Below are 16,355 nucleotides of genomic sequence, written 5' to 3'. Positions count from 1 at the left end.
ACGGTTGGCTGCTGCCGGCCTACTGGACCGGGATGACCGAGGTCAGCCACTGGAAGGCGGCCGGGACCATCTTCTTCCACTGCTCGGTGGTGTGCGGGCCGGTGCCCTCCTCGACCTGGACGGTGGTCGGGGCCTTGGCGGCGGCGCGGATCGCCTCGCCGTCCTCGTAGCCGTCGCCCTTGGAACCGCTGACCAGCAGGGCGACCTTCGGCGGCTGCGGGGCGGTCTTCAGGATGTTGACCGGGTTGTTGGCCTCGCGCAGCTTGGCGTCCTTGCCGACCAGGGAGTCCGGCTCCTGGGCCGGGTCGTTGTAGCCGGACATCGCGATGGCGGCCCGGTACCGGTTGGGGTGGGACAGCGACAGCTTGGCGGCGCAGTGCGCGCCGGCCGAGTAGCCGGCGATCGCCCAGCGGTCCGCGGACGGGTCCGCCCGGAAGTTGTCCAGCACCATCTGCGGGACGTCGCGGGTGACCCAGGCGTCGGCGTTGATCTTGCCGGGGATGTCGGTGCAGCCCGCGTCCTGGTTGTTCAGCAGCTTCGTGCGGGGCGAGACCAGGATGAACGGGGCGACCTTGCCCTGCTGCATCAGCGGCTTGAGCTGCTCGGAGACCTTGAGGGTGCCGTACCAGGTGGAGGAGGAGCCGGGGTAGCCCGGGATCAGCTCGACCACGGGGAACTTCTTGTCCTTGAACGCCGGGTCGTTGTACTGCGGCGGCAGCCAGACCAGCACCTCGCCGTCGACCCCGGACACCTGGCCCTTGAGCTCGGTCCGCTGCACGTCGTTCGGGACGAGCGGGTCGTTCACGCCGCCGAAGCTCTGCTTGACCTTCGGCGGCTCCTTGGCGGCCTCACCGCCCTGGCCCGCCGTGGCGGCCGGGTCGACCGGCGCCAGGACGGGCACCGCGCGAACGTGGTTCCCGGTGCCGAGCAGGTCGTCCCAGTTGCCGTAGATCAGGTTGGCGTTGTTGACCATCACGAACACCATCAGGACGGCCGTGACCTGGCAGAACATGATCATGACGATCCGGGTGAGGTAGCGCACCGGCTGCGGGCCGCCGACCTTCCCCCAGAACAGCAGCGCCACTGTGATGGACACCGGCACCAGGATGACGGTGAGGAGGAAGAATGGCGTACCTGTCAGTTCCATCGAGTTCTCGTATCGGGTCGCACGCCGCCCGGGCCCCACTCGCCCGAACGCACGTCAATGGCATCAGACGGTGATGGACCGATGATCGGTTGCCGTCCGAATCTGTGCGGAACCTGAGAGGAACATCACGTTCTCGCGATGAACCCGTTCGGATCGGCGCCTAAGTCTGCCACCCGGACAGACGTCGTCCGGACCAGATGTTCAGCGAACTACCAGGAAAGGTCCCCCGGGGCACCTTACCTCCCAGGCCGTTGGGCCTGCCGGGCGAGGCGGTGCGATCCCGCGCGACCAGGGAAGGGAGACTATGGGGATGAGCATCACCCGCTTTCGCCCGTCCCGCCGCTTCTGGCCCGTGTGCGCCGTCCTGGCACTCGCGGTCACCGCGGCCGGTTGCAGCAGTACCGGAGGCAGACGCGCCGAGGAGGCCCGCGCCAAGGCCGCGGCCACCGGCGGCAGCGCCGTCACCACCCCGCGTTGGAAGGTCGCCATGGTGACCCACGCCGGAGCCGGCGACGCCTTCTGGGACACTGTGCGCAAGGGCGCCGAGCAGGCCGCCGCCAAGGACAACATCACCTTCCTGTACTCCAACGACGCGCAGACCCAGAACCAGGTCCAGCTCGTCCAGGCCGCCATCGACCAGAAGGTCGACGGACTGCTGGTCACCCTCGCCAAGGGCGACGCCATGGCCGACGTCCTCGGCAAGGCCAAGGCCGCGGGCATCCCCGTGATCACCATCAACTCCGGCCAGGAGTTCTCGCAGAAGTTCGGCGCGCTGACCCACATCGGCCAGGACGAGTCCACCGCCGGCCGGGCGGCCGGTGCCGAGCTGGCCTCGCGCGGCCGCAAGAACGTGCTCTGCGTGATCCACGAGCAGGGCAACGTCGGTCAGGAGCAGCGCTGCTCCGGAGCCCAGTCCAAGGCCGGCGGCGCCTTCCAGGTGCTCTACGTCAACGGCGTCGACATGCCCGACGCCCGCGCCGCGATCTCCGCCAAGCTCCAGGCCGACCCGGCCATCGACACCGTGCTCACCCTCTCCGGCCCGATGGCCGCCACCGGTCTCCAGGCCGTCCAGGACGCCCGCCGCAGCGTCGAGCTGGACACCTTCGACCTGGGCACCCAGGTGGTGTCCGGGCTCAAGTCCGGCAGTGTCGGCTTCGCCGTCGACCAGCAGCCCTACCTCCAGGGCTACACGGGCGTCGACCTGATCTGGCTGTACAAGTACAACCTGAACATGCTCGGGGGCGGCAAGCCCGTCGAGACCGGTCCGCAGATCCTGACCAAGGACAACGCCGACGCGCTCGCCGAGTACGTCGCGAGGGGGACCAGGTGAGCAGCCCCGACCTCCTCGCCCACGACGGCCTGGTCGACGGCCGCCCGGCGGCCCTGCGGCGGCTCCTCGCCCGCCCCGAGCTGGGCGCGCTGATCGCCGCCGTCGCGGTCTTCGCGGTCTTCGCCGTCGTCGCCGAACCCTTCCTGCGGGTCTCCTCGCTGGGCACCGTGCTGTACGCGGCCTCCACCATCGGGATCATGGCGGTGCCGGTCTCGCTGCTGATGATCGGCGGCGAGTTCGACCTCTCGGCCGGTGTGCTGGTCACCACCGCGGCGCTGACCTCCTCGATGGTCTCGTACCAGTTCACCGCGGTGACCTGGGTCGGCGTGCTGGTCTCGCTGGCGACCACGCTGGCCGTCGGCTGGTTCAACGGGTGGATGCTCGGCCGCACCAGGCTGCCCAGCTTCATCGTCACGCTCGGCACCTTCCTGATGCTGACCGGCGCCAACCTGGGCGTCACCAAGGCGATCTCCGGCACCGTCTCCACCAAGTCGATCTCCGACATGGAGGGCTTCGCCTCCTGCCGCTGGCTGTTCGCCTCCGAGGTGACCGTCGGCGGGCTGACGATCAAGGCCACCGTCTGGTGGTGGCTCGGCCTGCTCGCGGTCGGCAGCTGGGTGCTGCTGCGCACCCGCTTCGGCAACTGGATCTTCGCGGTCGGCGGCGACGCGGAGGCGGCCCGCGCGGTCGGCGTGCCGGTCGCCCGGACGAAGACCCTGCTCTACCTGGGCGTCGGCTTCGGCGCCTGGGTGCTCGGCCAGCACCTGCTGTTCTCCTTCGACACCGTGCAGTCCGGCGAGGGCGTCGGCAACGAGCTGATCTACATCGTCGCGGCCGTCATCGGCGGCTGCCTGATCACCGGCGGCTACGGCTCGGTGGTCGGCTCCGCGCTCGGCGCGCTGATCTTCGGCATGGTCAGCAAGGGGATCATCTACGCCCAGTGGAACCCGGACTGGTTCAAGTTCTTCCTCGGTGCGATGCTGCTGCTGGCCGCGCTGCTGAACGCCTACGTCAAGCGCCGGGCCGAGCGGGGGCCGCGATGAGCACGGACATGACGAGCGCGGCCGCGGCGGGCACCGAACTGCTCTCCCTGGAGGGCGTCGGCAAGAGCTACGGCACCGTCCGCGCGCTGCAGGACGTCTCGCTGACCCTGCGGGCCGGCGAGATCAGCTGCGTGCTCGGCGACAACGGGGCCGGCAAGTCCACCCTGATCAAGATCATCGCGGGGCTTCACCAGCACGACGAGGGCACCTTCACCGTCGGCGGCGAGGAGGTCCGCCTGGACTCCCCGCGCCAGGCCCTGGAGCGCGGCATCGCCACCGTCTACCAGGACCTCGCGGTCGTCCCGCTGATGCCGGTCTGGCGCAACTTCTTCCTCGGCTCCGAGCAGGGCACGCGCCGCTGGGGCGGCCTGCGGCTGGACGCCGACGGGATGCGCGCCACCACCCGCGAGGCGCTCGCCAGGATGGGCATCGACCTGTACGACGTCGACCGGCCGATCGGCACCCTCTCCGGCGGGCAGCGCCAGTGCGTGGCCATCGCCCGCGCGGTGCACTTCGGCGCCAGGGTGCTGATCCTGGACGAGCCCACCGCCGCGCTCGGCGTCAAGCAGTCCGGAGTGGTGCTCAAGTACGTCACCGCCGCCCGCGACGCCGGGCTCGGGGTCGTGCTGATCACCCACAACCCGCACCACGCGTACCTGGTCGGCGACCACTTCACCCTGCTCAAGCGGGGCCGGATGGCGGGCAGCCACCCGCGGGCCGAGATCGGCCTCGAACAGCTCACCACCGAGATGGCCGGGGGCTCCGACCTCGCCGAGCTCTCGCACGAGCTGGCCCGGCCCTCCGTTTCCGACCCCCGTGAGCCCGACCCCCGTGACCCCGACCCAGGCGAGGAGCGTCCGCAGCCGTGACCAGCTCCCAAGGCAGCACCCGGCCACCCGTCCTGCCCACCCTGCTCGGCCTCGGCCCGCGCGCCGAGCGCCGCCGCCGCGCCCTGCCCGCCGGGATACTGCGGCTGCCCACCATCGGCGTCGACATCGGCGGCACCAAGGTGGTCGCCGGGGTGGTGGACGGCGAGGGCAAGGTGCTGGAGAAGCTGCGCACGGACACGCCGCACAAGAGCAAGAGCCCCAAGGTGGTCGAGGACGTCATCGTCGAGCTGGTGCTCCAGCTCGCCGACCGGCACGACGTCCACGCCGTCGGCATCGGCGCGGCCGGCTGGGTCGACGCCGACCGCTCCAAGGTGCTGTTCGCCCCGCACCTCAACTGGCGCAACGAGCCGCTCCGGGAGGCGCTCAGCGAGCGGCTGCGCTTCCCGGTGATCGTGGAGAACGACGCCAACGCGGCCGCCTGGGCCGAGTGGCGCTTCGGCGCCGGGCGCGGCGAGGACCACATGGTGATGCTCACCCTGGGCACCGGCATCGGCGGCGCGGTGGTCCGGGACGGCTACGTGGACCGCGGCAAGTACGGCCTGGCGGGCGAGTTCGGGCACATGCAGGTGCTGCCCGGCGGCCACCGCTGCCCGTGCGGCAACCGGGGCTGCTGGGAGCAGTACTCCTCCGGCAACGCGCTGGTGCGCGACGCGCGCGAGCTGGTCGCCGAGGAGTCGCCGGTGGTGCAGCCGCTGCTGGCCCGGGCGGGCGGCACGGTCGAGGGCATCACCGGCCCGCTGGTCACCGAGGCCGCCCAGGACGGCGACCCGACCGCGACCGAGCTGCTCTACGAGGTCGGCACCTGGCTCGGCGTCGGCATCGCCAACCTGGCCGCCGCGCTGGACCCCGGCCGCTTCGTCATCGGCGGCGGGGTCTCCGAGGCGGGCGACCTGCTGCTCGGCCCGGCCCGGGACACCTTCCGCCGCACCCTCACCGGGCGCGGGTTCCGTCCGGAGGCCGCCATCGTGCACGCCGCCCTCGGCAACGAGGCGGGCCTGGTCGGCGCGGCCGACCTGGCCCGGCAGGTGGCGCGGCGCTTCCGTACGATCAAGCGGCGGCGGGTGGAGCGCAGCGCGCTGTAGGCGGGGGCGGGGCGGTGCGGTTGTCGGATCATTCCTCCTGTGGAACAACTGATGAGTTGACGTCGACTCAGGAGGACTCGCATGAGAGCTCTGACCCGCCTCGCGCCGTCTCTGTTACTCACCACCGCACTGGTCTGGTCCGGCGTCGGGCCGGCCGGCGCCGCGGCCCCGCCGTCGAAGGCACCGGAGGCGGTGGGCTGGGGCGGTGCGGTGGCCACCGTCGACGCCGACGCCACCGCCGCCGGCATCGAGGTGCTGCGCAAGGGCGGCAACGCGGTCGACGCGGCCGTCGCCGCCGCCGCGGCCCTCGGGGTCACCGAGCCGTACTCCTCCGGCGTCGGCGGCGGCGGGTACTTCGTCTACTACGACCACGCCACCGGACGGGTGCACACCATCGACGGCCGCGAGACGGCCGGCCGCACCGCCGACAGCGGCCTGTTCCTGGAGGACGGCAAACCGCTGGCCTTCGCCGACGCCGTCACCAGCGGACTGTCCGTCGGAGTGCCCGGCACCCCCGCCACCTGGGACGCCGCGCTGCGCCACTGGGGCACCCGCTCGCTCGCCCAGAACCTCGAACCGGCCGAGCGGATCGCCGACAACGGCTTCGTCGTCGACGACACCTTCCGCAACCAGACCGCCGACAACTACGCCCGGTTCAAGGACTTCCCGGCCACCGCCAAGCTCTACCTGCCGAACGGCAAACCCCCCGAGACCGGCAGCCTGCTGCGCAACCCCGACCTCGCCGCCACCTACCGGCTGCTCGCCAAGGACGGCGTCAAGGCCTTCTACCAGGGCGAGTTGGCCGGGGACATCGTCAACACCGTGCAGCACCCGCCGGTCGACCCGGCCTCCGGCCGCAACGCCCGCCCCGGCCGGGTCGACACCACCGACCTCGCCGACTACCGGGTCCGCGACCAGGCGCCCACCCACGTCTCCCACGGCGCCTACGACGTCTACGCGATGGCCCCCTCCAGCTCCGGCGGCACCACCGTCGGCGAGGCGCTCAACATCCTGGAGGACGGCGGCGACGTCTCCGCGTACAGCAGCACCCAGTACTACCACCACTTCCTGGAGGCCTCCCGGATCGCCTTCGCCGACCGCAACCGCTGGGTCGGCGACCCGGCCTTCAACGACGTCCCCACCAAGCAGCTGCTCTCCGAGCGCTACGCCGCCTCCCGGGCCTGCCTGATCAGCCCGGACCACGCGCTCACCAGCCCGCTCGCCCCCGGCGACCCGCGCCACCCGGCCCCCTGCGCCGACACCGGCCAGGCCGTCGCCGAGCCGTACGAGGGCCCCAACACCACCCACCTGACGGTCGCCGACCGCTGGGGCGACATCGTCTCCTACACGCTCACCATCGAGCAGACCGGTGGCAGCGGCATCACCGTCCCCGGCCGCGGCTTCCTGCTCAACAACGAGCTGACCGACTTCGACTTCACCCCGCTCGCGCCCGGCGTCCCCGACCCCAACCTGCCGGGCCCGGGCAAGCGGCCGCGCTCCTCGATGTCCCCGACGATCGTGCTGCGCGACGGCGAGCCGGTGCTCGCGACCGGCAGCCCCGGCGGCGCGACCATCATCACCACCACCCTCCAGGTGCTGCTCGGGCGGCTCGACCGCGGCCTGAGCCTGGAGCAGGCCATCGCCGCGCCGCGCGCCAGCCAGCGCAACGGCGCCACGACCCAGGCCGAGCCCGGCTTCCTGGCGCTGCCCGAGCGGGCAGCGCTGGAGGGCCTCGGACAGAGCTTCGTCAACGGCGGCGAGATCGGCGCCGCCACCGGCGTGGAACGGCTGCCGGACGGCCGCTGGGTGGCCGCCGCCGAACCCGTGCGGCGCGGCGGCGGCTCGGCCGCGGTGGTCCGGCCCGCGCGCTGATCGGGCCGGACTGTCGGTGCCGGACGGTATGTTCGGGGTGGGCCTCCCGCGCGAGGGGCGGCCCACCCCGTCCGCATGCCCGTCCGCACCGAACCACCGGGAAGGCCGCCCGCCGTGACCGTCCGCATCGCCACCTGGAACATCAACTCCGTCACCGCGCGGCTGCCCAAGCTCCTGGAGTGGCTGGAGAGCGCCAAGCCCGACGTGCTCTGCCTCCAGGAGCTCAAGTGCGCGGCCGACGCCTTCCCGTACGAGGCGGTCCGCGAGCTCGGCTACGAGACGGCCGCGCACGGCAACGGCCGCTGGAACGGCGTCGCGATCGTCTCCCGGATCGGCCTGGACGACGTCGTGCGCGGCCTGCCCGACCAGCCCGGCTACCTCGCCGACGGCGCCCTGCTGCCCGAGGTCGAGCCGCGCGCCGTCGCCGCCACCTGCGGCCCGGTCCGGGTCTGGTCGGTCTACGTGCCCAACGGCCGCGAGGTCGGCCACCCGCACTACGAGTACAAGCTGGAGTGGCTGGAGGCGCTGCGCAAGGCCGCCACCGAGGACGCCGCGGGCTCCCGCCCGTTCGCCGTCCTCGGGGACTTCAACATCGCCCCCACCGACGAGGACGTCTTCGACGCCGCCGCCTTCGAGGGCCTCACCCACGTCACCCCGGTCGAGCGCGCGGCGCTGACGTCCCTCGGCGAGATCGGCCTCCAGGACGTGCTGCCCCGCCCGCTCAAGTACGACCGCCCCTACACCTACTGGGACTACCGCCAGCTGGCCTTCCCGAAGAACCGGGGCATGCGGATCGACCTCACCTACGCCAACAAGCCCTTCGCCGACGCCGTCACCGACAGCTACGTGGACCGCGAGGCCCGCAAGGGCAAGGGAACCTCGGACCACGCGCCGGTCGTGGTGGACCTGGACCTCGACGTCTGAGCCGCGCCGCGGGCGTCACGCCGGGTCACGGGCCGTAACCCGAACGGTCGTGAGCGCTGGCCGAGCGCGGGGCGGGTGCCTACCGTCGGTGAATGACCGGGTGCAGTCGCTCGACCACGTGGACATGGGAGTCCCCGGCTGCGCCCGAGAATCCCGGAGGTTCCGGCATGCGCCCCACGTGTACGGCCGCCGCCGTCCTGATCGGCGCGACGGCGCTGACCGGCCTGACGGCCCCCCTCGCATCCGCCAGGGACGGCTCGGCCTCGGTCAGCCCGTCCCAGGCCGCACCGGGCCAGACCGTGACGGTCACGGTCTCCTGCGAGAAGTCGGACAAGCCCGACGCCAAGACCATCACCGCCCGCTCCGCCGCCTTCGAGGGCGGTCCGGCGACCCTCACCCTGGGCCCCGACGGCAAGCACAGCGGCTCCGCCCGACTGGCCGGCCAGCACGCCGGGGACAGCAAGGTCGACGGCACCTGCCCGGACGGCGGCGTCTTCGCGACCACCGTCACGGTCTCCACCGCGGCCTCCACCACCCCGGACAGGAGCACCGACAAGGACGCCCGGACGAACCCCGACAAGAGCCTCGGCGAATGGGGCGAGGCCGCGGGGGAGTGGGCCGGTTCGCTCGGGCAGTCCGGCGCCGGCAGCCAGCAGGTCGCCCCGCACGGCGCGGTGCAGACCGGCCTCGGCGGCTCGGTCGCGGCGAACCCGGCGGAGCTGGCCGGCGGCCTCGCACTCGTCGCCGGCGGTGTCGGCGGCTTCTGGCTGCTGCGGAGGCGCGGTGCCTGACGGCCCCGCCGCCGCGTGCCCGCGCGCCCCTGCGCCGCGCCGCCGGACCCCGACGGGACCGGCGGCGGGTCAGACGGTCAGCGGCTCGGCGCCGCCGTTGCCCCAGGTGCCCCGGTGCCCCCGGTGCTCCCGGTGCCCTCGACGCCTTCGCGGTGCAGCCGGTCCTGGTGCCGGAGGGTGCCGTCGGCCAGCAGGTACTGGGCCAGCACATAGGTCGCCATGATCCAGAACTGATGGCCCGGCAGCTCCCGCCACTTCGCCAGCTGGGTGGCGATCAACGTGTCGGAGAGCAGGAACAGCGCCCCGCCCAGCCCGGTCCGCCAGCCCAGCCCGGCCGAGGTGACGGCCGTCGAGGCGAGCAGCAGGCTGTAGCCCGCCACCGGGACGCGCAGGTCCCCGAGATCCGGCCAGAGCTGCCCGACCAGGGTCACCCAGGCCGTCGCGTACGCGGCCGCGACCATCAGCGCCCGGCGGCGGTCGGTGAGCGCGCCGCGCTGGACGAACATCGTCACGTAGCAGACGTGCGCCGCCGCGAACGAGCCCATGCCCGCGAGGAACGCGGGATCGTTCTTCAGCTGGAGCAGCACGTCCCCGCCCGCGCTCAGCAGCAGGGCCGGCGCCAGCAGCTTCGGCGCCTCCTGCCCGGCCTTCCTGGCCGCCGCCACGCTCTGGGCCGCCAGCAATGGCATCAGGGCCGGCTTGGTGGCGTTCTGGAGCACCGAGGCGCCGGAGACGATCGCGCCCAGGTGCGCCGCCGAGGTGGCCGCGAAGCCGCCCAGCAGGCCGGTGGCCGAGCGCAGGCGTGCCCCGAGGCCGGCGCGGTCGGTGGTACGGACAGTCATGCGTGCGCCTCTCGGTGATCCGCTGCTTCGGACCGACCCTAGAGGAGCCGGACCGGCGGCGGAAGGGCGGGTTACCGGTGCGTAACCCCGGTGGGCGGAGCCGGATGACGGGGCGGCCGGCAGGCGGAGCGCGGGCGACCGCTTCGAGGGCTCCTGCGGAGAGTTCCTCAGGAGGGCGGTTGCTGCCGACGGGTGGCCCGGGCACCGTCTAGTCTGGACCCCGACATGGATCAGCAGGACTACGCGGTCGGCGCCACCCGGGTGGCCGGCAGGCCGGACGGACGCGCGGGCGGGGCAGGACGGGGAACCGCCCACGCCGTCCTCGCCGTACGCGAAGCCGGTCCTGACGGCGGTCCCGCTGCCGGCTCCGCCACCGGTTCCGCCGGCGGTCCTGGAACCGGCCCCGCTGACAGGGGACCTGGGACGGGCGCGGCGAGCGGTGCTGACGACGTGCGGGTGACCGACCCCCCGGCCGCCGACGTGACGCTCTCGCCCGATCCGGGGCTGCTGCGCCTGGCCCACTGGTTCGCCGCCGCCGCCCCCGGCACCGCCGACGACCTCTGCGCCGCCTCCTTCGGCCTCTACCCCGCCCGCCACCTCGGCGCCGCCGCCGAGCCCGCCGCCGATCCCGGCGTCAGCTGGTGGCACGGCCCCACCGCGCACTCCGCCACGCCGGCGCGCCTCCGGGAGGACCGCACCGAGGGCGGCCTGCGCCGCGCCCGGCGCGACGACGCCGCGCTGCCCGTCGTCCGGTCAGGTGCCAAGCCGGGCAGGCCGGGCCGGCACCGCAGGCCCGAGCCCATGCGGGTGACGCCGCCCACCGTCGTGGCCCAGGACCGTTCCGGCGAGGAGCTCCCCTCGGCCGAACGCCGGATCGCCGCCCGGCTGTTGCTCGCCCATCCACTGGTCACCGCCTCCGGTCCGCACGCCGACGGCTTCCCGCTGATCCGCCGTCACCGGGACTGGCTGGCCGAGCGGTTCGACACCCTGCTCGGCTACCGCCTCGTCGTCGGCCCCTGGCACGCCCGGCTCTGCAAGGCCGGCCTCGGCCCCGACGCCGCCCGCCGCCTCGAACACCCCGTCACCGGGGCTCCGTTCACCCCGGCCGGATACGCCCAACTCGCCCTCGCGCTGGCCCTGTTGGTCGACGCCCCGGAGGAGCTGGACTACCGGCGGCTGCTCGATGCGATGGGCGCCGCCGCCCCCGAACTCACCGCCGAACCGGCCGACCTCGCCATGGCGCTGGCCGCGCTGGCCGGCTGGCAGGTGCTCGGCGAGCTGCCGTCCGACCCGGCCGACGGCTCCTTCGTACTGACCGTGGACCGCGAACTCGCCCGTGCCGTCCCGGCCGGCCCGCCCGCCCTCGCCGACGACGCCGCCGACCTGATCCGCCGCGCCGCCGACGCCGAGCCCGCCACCGCCGTCCGCCGGCTGCTCGCCGAGACACCCGCCGTCCTGGCCGCCGACCTCCCCGAGGACCACCGGGCCTGGCTGCAGGACCACCGGCTCAGCGGCCCGGCGGCACTCGCCGAGTTCCTCGGGCTGGAGGCCGAGCTGCGGGCCGAGGGCGTCGCCCTGCTCGACCCGGCCGCCGAACTCACCGACCTCGCCCTCCCCGGCGCCGACACCGTCGCCCAGGCCGCCCTGCTGCTGGTCGAGCGCCTCGTCGAGGAGGTCCGCCCGCTGCCCGGCGAGGCGGTGGCCGGAGACGTCCCGATCCCGGACGCGCTGATAGACGGCGTCCTCGGCGACATCGCCGACGAGTACGGGCTGCCCGCCCGCTACCTCGCCGACCGCACCGCCCTGCGGCGCGACGCCCTCGACCTGCTCCACCGCCTCGCCCTGATGGCCCCCACCCCCCACCCGACCCGGCCCCCGGCCTGGCGCCTGCGCCCCCCGGCCGCCCGCTACGCCCCGGCTCCCGACCTCCACCCCACCCCCGGCAACGGCCGCCACTCGCGCCCCGGCCCGCTGGTCCCGCCCCCGGCCGGCCCCCGCGCCGAACAGCGGGCGTAGCGGGGGCGCCGCTCTCCGGCGGCGGGCCCGGCCCGGGCCGGGAAACGCGACGGGCTCGGGCCGGGGAGCATGCTGGCTCCGGGTCGGGGAGCGTGGCGGTTCCGGACCGGGAGAGCAAGAAGCACCGGGTCCGGGGCGGGACCGCGGTGCCGGGCGGGGCGGTTGCTACTTGCTGGCGGAGGCGCTGGCCAAGGGGCCGTGTTCGACGGTTTCCACGGTGGCGCCGACGCCCAGGGTGCCGAGGGCGATGGAGACGAGGACGGCGGTGGCGGCGAGCAGCCGGCGGTGCCGTTGGGGCAGGGGGAAGCGCGGTTCCTGGTGGGGCGCCTGAGGGTTGGCGTTCATGACAGGGAGGTTTCCAGGGCGGCGTGAACGGTCGGTACGCGCGGGTGAAGTCCCGACGGGGGTTTGGCGTCGGTTGGCCGCACACACCCCAACCGTCGCCGGCCGGGGCGTATGCGCAGGTCAGCGGCGTGTGCCGGACTCGCCGACGGCCTCCCGGACGGCGTCCCGCAGGCCGTGCGGCGGGCGGAAGCGGGAGGGTGCGGCGGCCGGGTCCTCGCGGAGCTCCTTCACCAGCGAGACGCACAGCAGCAGCATCACCACCACGAACGGCAGCGCGACCAGGATCGTCGCGTTCTGCAGCGCGGTCAGCCCGCCGGCCAGCAGCAGGGCCGCCGCGACCCCGCCCATCAGCACGCCCCAGACCACCACCAGCCAGGTCCGCGGATGCAGCGAGCCCCGGCTGGAGAGCGAGCCGAGCACCAGCGAGGCCGAGTCGGCGCTGGTGATGAAGAAGGTCATCACCAGCAGCACCGCGACCACGCTGGTCACCGAGCCGAGCGGCAGCGAGCGCAGCATCTCGAACAGTGAGGCCTCCGGGCCCTGCGGGATGGTCGCGACCAGGTCGGCCGCACCGGTGGTGACCAGCCGGATCGCGGTGCCGCCCATCACGCAGAACCAGATGACCGTCGCCCCGCTGGGCACCAGCAGCACGCCGAGCAGGAACTGCCGGACGGTGCGGCCGCGCGAGATCCGGGCGATGAAGGTGCCGACGAAGGGCGCCCAGGAGAGCCACCAGGCCCAGTAGAAGATCGTCCAGGAGCCGAGCCAGCCCTCGTCGGTGAAGGCACCGGTCTGGGTGGACATGGCGAGCAGGTCGGAGAGGTAGCCGCCGACCGAGGACGGAATCGCGTCCAGCACGAACACGGTCGGACCGACCACGAAGACGAAGACCATGATCAGCGAGGCGAGCACGACGTTCGCGGTGGAGAGCCACTTCACGCCCTTGTGCACCCCGGAGAACGCGGAGACCACGAACGCGGCGCTCAGCGAGGCGATGATGATCAGCTGGGCGTTCTGGGTGTTGCGGACGGACGAGATGTAGCCGAGCCCGTCGGCGACCTGGAGCGCGCCGAGGCCGAGGCTGGTCGCGGAGCCGAAGACGGTGGCGAACACGGCCAGCAGGTCGATCGTCCGCCCGGCCCAGCCGTCCGCGCCGCGCTGTCCGATCAGCGGGACGAAGGCGGCGGAGATCCGGTTGCCCCGGCCCTTGCGGAAGGTGGTGTAGGCGAGGGCCAGGCCGCCGACCGCGTAGATCGCCCACGGGTGCAGGGTCCAGTGGAAGAGCGAGAACTCCAGGGCCTGCTGGGCGGCGGCCGAGCTCTGCGGCTCCAGGCCGGAGCCGGGCTGCGGGGTGGCGAAGAGCTGGAGCGGCTCGCCGACGCCGTAGAACATCAGGCCGATGCCCATGCCGGCGCTGAACATCATGGCGATCCAGGCGACGGTGGAGAACTCGGGCTCGTCGTCGTCGCGGCCGAGCCGGATCCGGCCGAAGCGGCTGAACGCGAGCAACAGGGCGACGACGAGGAAGACGTCGGCGGCCACCACGAACAGCCAGCCGAAGTTGTGCAGCACCCAGTCGAGCGCCGTGCCGGAGGTGCGGCCGAGCGAGTCCTCGGCGAAGACGCCCCACGCGACCACCGCCAGGACCAGGACGGCGCCGATGCCGAACACCGCCCGGTCGACCGGAAGGGTCGCGGCGGGTTCGTCGGGCTCCTTCGCGGGCGGGTCGGGCTGGGGCGGCTGGCTGCTCATCGGATGGACCTCTCGACATACTCGGCGCGTCCGGAACGCTCGGACTGTCGGAACGCTCGGAACGCTCGGGATCAAGCTGTATGTCGCACTATGTCCAGTTCACTCCGCCGGTGGCGGGACGGCGCGCCGGGGGAGCGCCGGGTCGGGACCTACGTCCCGTCAGGCCGCCCGCCCCTCGCCGTAGTCGTGCCCGTGCCCGGAGTCGCGCGCGGTGGCGAGGTAGTGGGAGAGCGCCCGGCGGCTGCGGGAGAGGTCCTCGATCCGCGAGTCCAGGTCGGCGAGCTCGTCGTGCAGGGTGGCCAGCAGCTCCGGGCAGGCCTCCAGGACCGGGACGGGACCGGTGGCGCAGGGCAGCAGCTCGGCGATGATCCGGGTGCTCAGACCGGCCGCGAGCAGACTGCGGATCTGCCACACCCGGACGGTGTCCTGCTCGCCGTACTCGCGGTAGCCGGCGGCCGTACGGTCCGGCCTGAGCAGGCCCTGCTCCTCGTAGTAGCGGAGCAGGCGGGTGGACACCCCGGTCAGGCGGGCGAGTTCTCCGATGCGCATGACCTGGCGAACGACGCCGCTCGCCGGGGTGTTCCCCGGGGGGCGGTCAGCCCTTGAGGAACTCCAGTACCACGTCGCGCAGTTCGCACGTCGGCGTGGGCGGCCGGCCAGGAGGTCCGGGTGAGCGGGGTGGCTGACATCGGGTGCTCCTTCGCGGGCCGGGGTTTCGCCGACAGCGGGAACGGTAGGTGTTCACACCAGTGAGAAGGTCAAGCCGGAGAGCGGGAGCCCGCCCGGGACAGCCTTCGGGTCCCGGCTCTGGTCGCGCGCACCGGCGAACCGTCCACGCCGACACGGAAGGAACGCCGTTCATGGACGACGAGGTCCGTACCCCGGACGAAGCAGCCCCGACGCAGGCCGCCGGGACCGCGGCAACCCCGACGCAGGCCACCCCGACGCAGGACGCCCCGGAGCAGGCCGGCCCGGCGCAGCCCGTCCGCGAGGACGGGGTGGACCGCCGGACGGTGCTGCGGATGGTCTCCGCCGCCGGGGTGCTCGTCGCGCCCGTCCCGGCAGCCCCGCTGCCCGCCGCGGGCCGGGCGGCCGCCGAGGAGGTGCCCGCGCCCGGCCCCCTGCCCGGGGCGGTGCCCGGGCCCGTGCCCGGGATCGTCAAACCGCTGCCCGCCGACTGGTTCGTGCCGCGCGGCACCAACGCCGAGACGCGCTGGGACGCCTTCCGCGACGCCGACGGCCGTGCCGTCGTCCACCGGCACGTGCCGGTGGAGCGGTTCTTCGTCCGCAACCACACCAGCACCCCGCTGATCGACCCCGGCACCTGGCGCCTCAGGCTCTTCGGCAGCGGCCTGCGCGGTGCCCCGACGGCCGGGCGCCCGGTCGAGTTCGGCCTGGACGACCTGCGGGAGCTGCCGTCCACCCGGATCAGCGCGCTGATCGAGTGCGCCGGCAACGCCCGCAGCTACTACCCCGGCCAGCAGAACCAGCCCGTCCCGGGTACCCCGTGGACCCTCGGCGGCGTCGGCTCGGCGAGCTGGCGTGGCGTCCGGCTGGCCGAGGTGCTGCGGGCCGCGGGGCTGACCGGGGCGGCGGTGGACGTGCTGCCCACCGGCCTGGACCCGGACTTCGTCGCCGGCGGCACCAACTACGGACCGGTGCGCCGCCCGCTGCCGATCGCCAAGGCGCTGGACGACGTGCTGCTCGCGTACGAGATGAACGGCGAGCCGCTGACCCCGGACCACGGCGCCCCGGCCCGGCTGGTGGTGCCCGGCTGGGTGGGCATCGCCTCGATCAAGTGGGTGGGCAGCGTGGAGGTCGCCGACCACCGGCTGTACTCGCCGTGGAACACCGACTTCTACCGGATGTTCGGCCCGGACTACCCGCCGGGCGGCGGCGACCCGCTCACCGAGCAGGTGGTCAAGAGCGCCTTCGAGCTGGCCGCCGGTGCGCGGCTGGCGGCGGGGCGCGAGCACCGGCTGCACGGGCGCTCGTGGTCCGGGGCGGCGGCGGTGCGCAGGGTCGAGGTGAGTGCCGACGGCGGCCGGACCTGGCGGCGCGCCGAACTGCGCGACGAGCCGCGGGCCGACGGCTGGACGCGCTGGAGCGTCGACTGGCGCCCCGAGCGGCCCGGTCGGTACGAGCTGCGCGCCCGCGCGACGGACCGCCGGGGCAACACCCAGCCCGAGCGGGCGGTGTTCAACCGGGAGGGCTACCTGTTCGGTGCGGTGGTGGCCCACCCGGTGACGGTGGTCTGAGCCGCGGCAGTGGTCCGAGCCCAAGCGGTGGTCCGCGCCGCGCCGGTGGACTGGACCTCGTAC

Annotated in this window: 14 protein-coding genes; 9 read left to right on the top strand and 5 right to left on the bottom strand. The window is 73.8% G+C overall.

From position 1 onward, the window contains the following. Nucleotides 1-19: 19 nt before the first annotated feature. Nucleotides 20-1,147 carry an alpha/beta hydrolase gene (locus ACFWJ4_RS24940; RefSeq protein ID WP_380547121.1) on the bottom strand — a complete coding sequence of 376 codons (1,128 nt, stop codon included), beginning with the start codon at nt 1,145-1,147 and terminating at the stop codon, nt 20-22. A gap of 310 nt (nt 1,148-1,457) precedes the next feature. Here ACFWJ4_RS24940 and ACFWJ4_RS24935 point away from each other — a divergent pair, with 310 nt between their 5' ends. From ACFWJ4_RS24935 to ACFWJ4_RS24905, 7 genes are all read left to right on the top strand, one after another. Continuing rightward, nucleotides 1,458-2,477, top strand: a complete 1,020-nt coding sequence (locus ACFWJ4_RS24935; RefSeq protein ID WP_380547119.1) for a substrate-binding domain-containing protein — start codon at nt 1,458-1,460, stop codon at nt 2,475-2,477. Then, nucleotides 2,474-3,520, top strand: coding sequence for an ABC transporter permease (locus ACFWJ4_RS24930; RefSeq protein ID WP_380547117.1), 1,047 nt, complete (start codon nt 2,474-2,476; stop codon nt 3,518-3,520). The genes ACFWJ4_RS24935 and ACFWJ4_RS24930 overlap by 4 nt, the downstream gene beginning before the upstream one ends. A gap of 8 nt (nt 3,521-3,528) precedes the next feature. Next, nucleotides 3,529-4,389 (top strand): ATP-binding cassette domain-containing protein, encoded by an 861-nt coding sequence (locus ACFWJ4_RS24925; RefSeq protein WP_380547115.1) that lies wholly within the window; start codon nt 3,529-3,531, stop codon nt 4,387-4,389. After that, complete coding sequence (locus ACFWJ4_RS24920) at nt 4,386-5,492, top strand: ROK family glucokinase (protein ID WP_380547113.1); 1,107 nt, start codon at nt 4,386-4,388, stop codon at nt 5,490-5,492. Before ACFWJ4_RS24925 ends, ACFWJ4_RS24920 begins: the two co-directional genes overlap by 4 nt. A gap of 81 nt (nt 5,493-5,573) precedes the next feature. Next, nucleotides 5,574-7,364 carry a gamma-glutamyltransferase gene (gene ggt / locus ACFWJ4_RS24915; protein WP_380547111.1) on the top strand — a complete coding sequence of 597 codons (1,791 nt, stop codon included), beginning with the start codon at nt 5,574-5,576 and terminating at the stop codon, nt 7,362-7,364. A 75-nt stretch (nt 7,365-7,439) separates the two neighbouring features. Further along, nucleotides 7,440-8,288 (top strand): exodeoxyribonuclease III, encoded by an 849-nt coding sequence (locus ACFWJ4_RS24910; protein ID WP_359913305.1) that lies wholly within the window; start codon nt 7,440-7,442, stop codon nt 8,286-8,288. Between the two features lie 167 nt (nt 8,289-8,455). Continuing rightward, complete coding sequence (locus tag ACFWJ4_RS24905) at nt 8,456-9,079, top strand: hypothetical protein (RefSeq protein WP_380547109.1); 624 nt, start codon at nt 8,456-8,458, stop codon at nt 9,077-9,079. 77 nt (nt 9,080-9,156) lie between these two features. On the opposite strand, the gene ACFWJ4_RS24900 is transcribed toward ACFWJ4_RS24905, so the two are convergent. Next, nucleotides 9,157-9,921, bottom strand: a complete 765-nt coding sequence (locus ACFWJ4_RS24900) for a lysoplasmalogenase (protein WP_380547107.1) — start codon at nt 9,919-9,921, stop codon at nt 9,157-9,159. Nucleotides 9,922-10,377: 456 nt separating this feature from the next. On the opposite strand from ACFWJ4_RS24900, the gene ACFWJ4_RS24895 reads away from it, so the two are divergent. Then, the gene (locus ACFWJ4_RS24895; protein ID WP_380547105.1) at nt 10,378-11,937 is read left to right on the top strand and encodes a DUF2398 family protein; all 1,560 of its coding nucleotides are present in this window, start codon (nt 10,378-10,380) and stop codon (nt 11,935-11,937) included. Nucleotides 11,938-12,102: 165 nt separating this feature from the next. Here ACFWJ4_RS24895 and ACFWJ4_RS24890 read toward each other — a convergent pair whose 3' ends face one another. From ACFWJ4_RS24890 to ACFWJ4_RS24880, 3 genes are all read right to left on the bottom strand, one after another. After that, nucleotides 12,103-12,282, bottom strand: a complete 180-nt coding sequence (locus ACFWJ4_RS24890) for a hypothetical protein (protein ID WP_359913294.1) — start codon at nt 12,280-12,282, stop codon at nt 12,103-12,105. Nucleotides 12,283-12,402: 120 nt separating this feature from the next. Beyond that, a complete protein-coding gene (locus ACFWJ4_RS24885; protein WP_380547103.1) occupies nt 12,403-14,034 on the bottom strand; it encodes a BCCT family transporter in 1,632 nt (543 codons plus the stop codon). A gap of 159 nt (nt 14,035-14,193) precedes the next feature. Continuing rightward, nucleotides 14,194-14,583: a MerR family transcriptional regulator gene (locus tag ACFWJ4_RS24880; protein WP_380547101.1), complete on the bottom strand. Its 390-nt coding sequence runs from the start codon at nt 14,581-14,583 to the stop codon at nt 14,194-14,196. Nucleotides 14,584-15,056: 473 nt separating this feature from the next. Here ACFWJ4_RS24880 and ACFWJ4_RS24875 point away from each other — a divergent pair, with 473 nt between their 5' ends. Further along, nucleotides 15,057-16,292: a sulfite oxidase gene (locus ACFWJ4_RS24875; protein WP_380547164.1), complete on the top strand. Its 1,236-nt coding sequence runs from the start codon at nt 15,057-15,059 to the stop codon at nt 16,290-16,292. Nucleotides 16,293-16,355: the final 63 nt, after the last annotated feature.

Source organism: Kitasatospora sp. NPDC127067 (assembly GCF_042724755.1).
In the GTDB taxonomy this organism is placed as follows: Bacteria; Actinomycetota; Actinomycetes; order Streptomycetales; family Streptomycetaceae; genus Kitasatospora; species Kitasatospora lactacystinica.
This window is presented reverse-complemented; position numbering and strand designations above follow the sequence as displayed.